Here is a 6,540-nt window from a genome sequence, read left to right as displayed (position 1 = left end):
CAATCTGAGGGCTCCACGCCCGGCGCGCTTGCCCAACCCGAAACCTACCAATATCAAACCCAAGGACTCTCGTTATGAACGAGGGACGACCGGGGGGCAGGTCACGGCGCAGAGCACTTCTCTTGCGCCGGTCTCTTCTTCAATCGTCAGACGTAGCGGTTCCAGAGGTTCTCCAGGCGCTCCTGGCGGCCCGAGCGTGGCTGCGGCTCAAGGCCCTCTTTGCCAACGCGGGCGGCCGCATCCTCAAGCGAGCCTTTCAGCATCGCCTGCGCGGCTGGTTCCTGCCAGCCCGCGTAACGGGCGCGGACTGCAGCCTCAACCTCGCCCGATTCCATCATCGCAGCCGCGGCACGCAGCGCGCGGGCGCAGGTATCCATGCCGCCGACATGGGCCAGAACCAGGTCTTCGGCATCCAGCGACTGGCGCCGGATCTTGGCATCGAAATTGGTGCCGCCGTTTTTATAGCCGCCCGCCTTCAGGATCTCGAAGAAGGCCAGCGCCTTTTCGACATGGTTGTTGGGGAACTGGTCGGTATCCCAGCCCGACTGGTAGTCATTGCGGTTCATGTCGATCGAGCCAAAGATACCAAGTGCCGAGGCAGTGGCGATCTCATGCTCAAAGCTGTGCCCGGCGAGAATGGCATGGCCCTGCTCGATATTGGTCTTGACCTCATTCTCCAGGCCGAACTGTTTGAGGAAGCCGTAAACCGTTGAAACATCATAATCATACTGATGTTTGGTCGGCTCCTGCGGCTTCGGCTCGATCAGGATGTCGCCTTTGAAACCGATCTTGTGCTTATATTCCACCACCTGCTGCAGGAAGCGCCCGGCATGTTCGCGCTCGGCCTTAAGATCGGTGTTCAGAAGCGTCTCATAGCCCTCGCGTCCGCCCCAGAGCACGTAGTTCTGCCCCCCCAGTTTCAGCGTGGCATCCATATTCACCTTCACCGTCGCGGCGGCATAGGCATAGACATGGGGGTCAGGATTGGTTGCAGCACCCGCCATCCAGCGGCGATGGCTGAACATATTCGCAGTGCCCCAAAGAAGCCGGGTCTTCGAAGACGCCTGCTTTTCCCCAAGGTAGTCGACCATCTCTTCCAGATTGCGGGTGGTTTCCGCAAAAGTCGCGCCCTCGGGGCGGATATCGGCATCGTGGAAACAGTAGAAGGGCGCGTCGAGGATGTCATAAAGCTCGAAGGCGACATCGGCCTTCAGCTTTGCCAGAGCCATGCTCTTGCCTGCCCAGGGGCGCTCAAAGGTCGCGCCGCCAAAGGGGTCGCCGCCGGGCCAGGCAAAGCTGTGCCACCAGGCCACGGCAAAGCGCAGATGCTCTTCCATCGTTTTGCCGAGGATCACTTCCTGCGGATTGTAATGGCGGAAGGCGAATTCGTTGCGGCTCTCAGACCCCTCATAGCTGATTTTGGGGATGCCTTTGAAAAACTCGGTCATATCAGTCCTCGGATGGCAGTTGGGGCGGCCCGGAAGCGGGCATACCCTTCGTCGAAAGCCATAGTCAGCGCCTCTGCAGGCGTGAGCTGGCGGGCAATGGCGGTGCGGGCAGCGATGCGGGCGCCAGCGCTGGTGGCGGACACCCCCTGCGCTGCCGGCCGATCCATCACCGAGTGCGCAGAGGTGATGCAATCGTCCGCGGCCTGCTCGGCCCGGCGCTCGGCTGGGCGGGCGGCAGGGCGTGAGACGGTGGGGTCCGCAGTCGCCCCGCCCAGTACCTGCTGGCTGCCGTCGATCAGGATGCCCTTCAGCCCTGAAATTTCAGGATCAAGCCCGATATACATGGCTTAATATGCCTTTTCCGGCTTCTTACCCATGATGATCATGCCGAGGATGTCGTCATCCGTGACCTCGTCAACATTAACAGTGCCGATGCGGGCGCCGTTCTTCATCACCACTGCGCGGTCGCAAAGCTGCATCACGGCGTGAATGTCATGCTCGATCAGGAAAATGCCGAGACCCTGGCGTTTCAACTCCTGGATCAGTTCGGCTACCATCTGCGTTTCATGCGGGCCAAGGGCGGCGGTCGGCTCGTCCATGATCAGGATCTTTGCGTTGAAATAAACCGCCCGCGCAATCGCCACCGATTGCCGCTGACCGCCTGACAATGCCGAGACCGGCTCGTTGAACTTGCGGAAGTTGGGGTTCAGGCGGCCCATGATCTTGCGGGTCTCGGCCTCCATCGCGTCATCGTCCACCATGCCCCAGGTATTCAGCAACTCTCGTCCAAGGAAGAGGTTCGAGGCCGCATCGAGATTGTCGGCCAGCGCCAGCGTCTGGTAGATCGTCTCGATATTATGGGCGCGGGCGTCGCGGGGATTGCGGATCTCGGCCCGCTCTCCATTGATGAAAATCTCGCCTGCATCGGCCTGATAGGCACCCGACAGGCATTTGATCAGCGTCGATTTCCCGGCGCCATTATGGCCCAGAAGGCCCACAACCTCGCCCGGATGCAGATCAATCGAGACATGATCAACCGCCTTGATGCCGCCGAAAGAGATCGAAATGTCGCGCATCTCGACAAGCGGGGTGCCCGTATTCGCCGAGCCGGTGTTCTGCTGTGCGCTCATGCCCGGGCCCCTTTGCGTTTGCGGTATTGAATGTCGATCCAGACCGCCAGCGCCAGGACGATGCCGACCACGATATTCTGGAAGGGGCTGTCGACGCCGACCATGGCCATCCCCGATTGCAGCGCCTGCATGATGACCGCACCAAGGATCGCGCCGTAAATGGTGCCGATGCCGCCTGACAGCGCCGTGCCGCCAATCACCGCCGCGGCGATCACCCGCAGCTCATCAAGCGTGCCAATGTCATTGGCGTGGTTTTGCAGCCTTGCCTGGGCGACAATCGCCGAAAGCCCGCACAGAAACCCCATCAGCGCAAAGACCTTGACCGTCAGCAGGCGGGTGTTGATGCCCGACAGCTCTGCCGCATCGGGGTTGCCGCCGGTGGCGAAAATATAGCGCCCCAGCCGCATCCGCCGCGCGATCACCGTCATCACAAAGGCGACGACAACCAGCACCAGCACCGAAATTGGCAGGCCGTAGCCGATAGAGTAGCCCTCGGGCATCGTCTCGCCCCGCGCAGCGAATTCGCGCGTCAACCGTCCGGGCGGCACCTGATAGGCGTTCACAATCGCCACAAACCCCAGGATCGCCGTGGCCACAAAGCCTGCGATCACCCCTTCCGCCCAGAGCGGTTTGACCGGAAATCCGTGCCGTGCCTTATTCGCGCGGCCGCGAAACAGCGCCCAGACCGCCAGAGCCGTGGCCAGAAGGCCGGCGATCCAGCTGGCAGTCGGGTAAAGTGTGCCGCCCGCGCCGCCGAACAGCAGGAAATTGGCGTCCAGCGGTCCCTGGGTCTGCCCCGAGGTGATATACCAGCCGACATTGCGCCAGATCAGCAGCCCGCCCAGCGTCACGATAAAGGCCGGGATGCGCTGATATCCGACCAGCCAGCCATTCAGCGCCCCGATCAGCGTGCCGGTCAACAGCCCCGCAAAGATCGCAATCGGCGCAATTGCGGGATTGCCGATGCCAAGGCCCATAAGCTGTGGCAGCACCCAGACCTGCAAGATCCCCATCACCGCCGAACAGACTGCCAGGATCGAGCCGACCGACAGATCGATATGGCGGGTGACGATCACAAAGACCATGCCTGTCGCCATGATTGCAACCGATACCGTCTGATTGGCGATATTGAAGATATTCTGGGGTATCAGAAAGCGCCCGCCCGTCAGCCAGGCCAGCGGATTTCCTCCGCCCACGGCGCGAAAGCCGGTCCAGAGCTGGAATGCAAGGCAGATCACCGCAAAAGCGCCGACCATGCCCAGCAGGCGGGAATCTATCTGAAGGTGTTCAAACAGTCCGCGCCGCGTTTGCGGCGTGACAGGGGGCAGGGCTTGCGTCATGTGGGATGGCTTCCGGGGAAAATGGTTCCGGTGGGAACATAGGCGCGCGCGGTCGCTGTGGCATTCCGCGCGCGCTGAACCGCTCAGATCAGTTGCAGATTGCCGGGCCGGCACTTACGCCCTGGCACAGCTCTTCTTTGGTGATCCAGCCGCCATCGACGACGATGTTCAGATTGTCTTTGGTGATCGCAACCGGCTTGAGGAAGACCGAATTCACCACCTTGCCCGAGGGCGTGGTAAAGGTGGTCGCATTGGCGACATCTGCGGGGGCGGTGCCACCTGCCAGCGCCAGCGCGATTTCTGCCGCGCCCTTGCCCAGATCGCGCGAGTCCTTAAAGACCGAAACCGTCTGGGTGCCTGCCGCCACGCGGTTCAGCGCCGCTTTGTCGGCATCCTGGCCCGAGACCGGAATCCCCTGCAGGCCCGCCGCCGTCAACGCCGCAATCGCGCCGCCTGCGGTGCCATCATTCGAGGCGACAACGGCATCGACCTTATTGTCATTGTCGGTCAGGAACTGCTCCATGTTCCGCTGCGCAGTGGCTGGCAGCCAGGCATCGGTATAGGCCTCACCGACGATCCTGATGTCACCGGAATCGACGGCGGCCTGGATCACCTCTTGCTGGCCCTGACGCAGGAAATCGGCGTTCGGATCGGTGGGCGAGCCCTTGATCATCACGTAATTGCCCTTGGGCGCCAGTTTGAAGACCTCGGCAGCCTGCAGGCGACCCACTTCGACATTGTCGAAGGTGATATAGAAGGCCCGCTCATCCTCGATCAGGCGGTCATAGGAAATCACCGGAATGCCGGCGTCAGCGGCCGCCTGAACGGCGGGGGCGATGGCGGCATTGTCCTGGGCCAGCACGATCAGCGCATCAACGCCCTGCGCCATCAGTGCCTCGATGTCGGAAAGCTGTTTCGAGGAATTCGACTGGGCATCGGCGGAAACATAGGTCGCTCCGGCTGCGTCTAGCGCGGCCTTGATCGCGGCCTCATCGGTCTTCCAGCGCTCTTCCTGAAAATTCGACCATGATACGCCGATCGTCAGCCCCTCGGCCAAAGCTGCAGAATTAAATCCGGCCGCCGCGATGATCGCGGCGAGAAATACCTTGCGCATATTCGTCCTCCCTAACGATACGGCCCTGCGCGGGCCGGTCCAGGCGGATTCGCCGGACAGTGTGACTGTTGGGTTGTTTTATTCATATGTCAAAATAAAAACTGAGGCGCGCGCAACTATTTCGCCAGTTATTCCTGGATTCAGCCGGGGTTATCGGTGATATTGAAGATATATCCGCGACTTTACTTCATCGGCTCAACAAAATGCTGCAAGTGCAAACATCCTTAGCTGCGAAACCAGAGGGGCGCCCGGGATCCGGGCCGCTGATCCCGCCGCTTACGGAATCGGCCCGGCCGCTGCGCCAGCAGGTGTTCGAGCGTATTCGCGCGGCAGGGCAGATCCCGCGGGCCCAGCTTGCACGCGAACTTGCGGTCTCGCCTGCATCTGTCACCAGCGCCACTTATGAGCTGATCGCCGCCGGGCTGATTGAGGAAACCACGACCGCCTCTCCTGAAGGGCGCGGGCGTCCGGCGGTTTCGCTTGCGGTTCGGGCCGAGGCGCTTCTGGTTGCCGGGATGAAGCTGTCCGACCATGAACATACTGCCGTGATCGTTGATTTCGCGGGCAATCTGATCGCCAGTGGCATGATGCGCCGTCGCCCTGGTGCGGTGGATCTTCATGAGCTGCTGGAAGCCACCGAGACGCTTCTGGATCAGGTCTGCACGCAGGCCGGAATCGAGCGCCGCCAGCTGGCCGCCCTTGGGATGGGGGTGCCCGGTTTTGTCGACACGGCCGAAGGGGTGGTCTTGTGGTCATCGGTGCTGACCGGCCGCCAGGTGCCGCTGGCAACCGAGGTTTCGGCCCGGCTTTCGGTACCTGTCATCATCGACAATGACGCCAATCTGGTCGCCCTGGCCGAGCTGTGGTTTGGTGTCGGTCGCGGGCTGACCGATTTCGCGGTGGTGACCATCGAGCACGGCCTGGGCATGGGTTTTGTGATGAACCATCGGCTTTACCGGGGGGCGCAGCGGCTGGGGATGGAGCTGGGCCATACGAAGGTGCAGCTGGACGGTGCACTTTGCCGTTGCGGCCAGCGCGGCTGTCTTGAGGCCTATGTCGCCGATTACGCCCTTGCGCGCGAGGCGACGACCGCGCTGGACTGGGGGCACCGGGAAAGCCAGCCGATCGAACTGCTGCTGGAAAGCCTTTATGACCACGCGAAAGGCGGCGATGCGATCGCGCATTCGATTTTTCGCCGCGCGGGGCGATATCTGGCCGTGGGCCTGTCGAATGTGGTCAATCTTTTTGACCCGGCGCTTATCATCCTTTCGGGGAACCGGATGCGCTACGACTACCTTTACGCCCCCGAGACGCTGGACGAGATGCGCAATCTGGTGATCCGCTCAGGCCGCCCGCTGCCGCCGATTGAGGTTCATGCCTGGGGGGACCAGCTCTGGGCGCGCGGCGCCACGGCCCTCGCGCTGTCGAGTGTGACCGAGGCTTTGCTGAACAGGCGCTGAAAGGCATCGGGTGGTGCCTCAACCCGGCGGGCGACAGCATCCTGCTCT

At 62.0% G+C, this 6,540-nt stretch carries 6 protein-coding genes; 1 reads left to right on the top strand and 5 read right to left on the bottom strand.

Annotation, left to right across the window (positions count from 1 at the left end; translation table 11 throughout):
- Positions 1-146: 146 nt before the first annotated feature.
- The 5 genes from xylA to xylF form a co-directional block, all read right to left on the bottom strand.
- Entirely contained in the window at positions 147-1,448 is a 1,302-nt protein-coding gene (gene xylA, locus HOY34_RS03905) for a xylose isomerase (RefSeq protein WP_172360001.1), read from the bottom strand.
- Entirely contained in the window at positions 1,445-1,792 is a 348-nt protein-coding gene (locus HOY34_RS03900) for a hypothetical protein (RefSeq protein WP_172360000.1), read from the bottom strand. Before HOY34_RS03900 ends, xylA begins: the two co-directional genes overlap by 4 nt.
- A 3-nt stretch (positions 1,793-1,795) precedes the next feature.
- The gene (locus HOY34_RS03895) at positions 1,796-2,578 is read right to left on the bottom strand and encodes an ATP-binding cassette domain-containing protein (protein ID WP_172359999.1); all 783 of its coding nucleotides are present in this window, start codon (positions 2,576-2,578) and stop codon (positions 1,796-1,798) included.
- Positions 2,575-3,918 carry a sugar ABC transporter permease gene (locus HOY34_RS03890; protein WP_172359998.1) on the bottom strand — a complete coding sequence of 448 codons (1,344 nt, stop codon included), beginning with the start codon at positions 3,916-3,918 and terminating at the stop codon, positions 2,575-2,577. Before HOY34_RS03890 ends, HOY34_RS03895 begins: the two co-directional genes overlap by 4 nt.
- An 88-nt stretch (positions 3,919-4,006) precedes the next feature.
- Positions 4,007-5,032 carry a D-xylose ABC transporter substrate-binding protein gene (xylF, locus tag HOY34_RS03885; protein ID WP_172359997.1) on the bottom strand — a complete coding sequence of 342 codons (1,026 nt, stop codon included), beginning with the start codon at positions 5,030-5,032 and terminating at the stop codon, positions 4,007-4,009.
- Positions 5,033-5,238: 206 nt separating this feature from the next.
- Here xylF and HOY34_RS03880 point away from each other — a divergent pair, with 206 nt between their 5' ends.
- The gene (locus tag HOY34_RS03880) at positions 5,239-6,492 is read left to right on the top strand and encodes an ROK family transcriptional regulator (protein ID WP_436644956.1); all 1,254 of its coding nucleotides are present in this window, start codon (positions 5,239-5,241) and stop codon (positions 6,490-6,492) included.
- Positions 6,493-6,540: the final 48 nt, after the last annotated feature.

Origin of the sequence: Pseudogemmobacter hezensis, assembly GCF_013155295.1 — a bacterium.
Classification (GTDB): domain Bacteria; phylum Pseudomonadota; class Alphaproteobacteria; order Rhodobacterales; family Rhodobacteraceae; genus Pseudogemmobacter; species Pseudogemmobacter hezensis.
The sequence above is the reverse complement of the archived record's forward strand: the minus strand, read 5'-3'. Positions and strand labels throughout refer to the sequence as shown.